Annotated in this window: 2 tRNA genes; both read left to right on the forward strand. The window is 43.8% G+C overall.

Features of this window, described 5'->3' with window-relative positions:
• Positions 1-2 precede the first annotated feature (2 nt).
• Positions 3-75, forward strand: a tRNA-Lys gene (locus ACGLHS_RS32300).
• A 371-nt stretch (positions 76-446) separates the two neighbouring features.
• Positions 447-519, forward strand: a tRNA-Lys gene (locus tag ACGLHS_RS32305).
• The last annotated feature ends 2 nt before the right edge of the window (positions 520-521 follow it).

The raw sequence follows: 521 nt of genomic DNA on the forward strand, positions 1-521 counted from the left end.
GAGCCCGGTTAGCTCAGTCGGTAGAGCATGAGACTCTTAATCTCAGGGTCGTGGGTTCGAGCCCCACATTGGGCGCAGAGCTTAAGTTTTAGAGCTGTCTTTGGCAGTGGTTCCAATTCAATGGTATTGTATGCCTAGTTTAAAATACAATTCGTATGAATTTGTCAAACAAGGCAGCGGGATCATGACGGTGCATTTGTATGTGGTCATACTTCCTACAAGACATTCTCAGGTACGCCATGAGATGTCAAACACAAAGGTTCTACATTCCATTGACCTGTTCTGCCTATAGTACACAATTTCATTTAAAGATGTTGTCCAACTCATTTAGTTGTTCTTCAATTGAGAAATTTGTGAAATTAGATGCATGAAATTAGCGCAAGCATAATGTACCCCAAAACAACAGCCTTCTTTCTCGAAATCTCCGCTCTGAAAGAACAAAAAGAGCCCGGTTAGCTCAGTCGGTAGAGCATGAGACTCTTAATCTCAGGGTCGTGGGTTCGAGCCCCACATTGGGCGCA

Origin of the sequence: Variovorax sp. VaC1 (assembly GCF_043658315.1) — a bacterium.
Taxonomy (GTDB): Bacteria; Pseudomonadota; Gammaproteobacteria; order Burkholderiales; family Burkholderiaceae_C; genus Variovorax.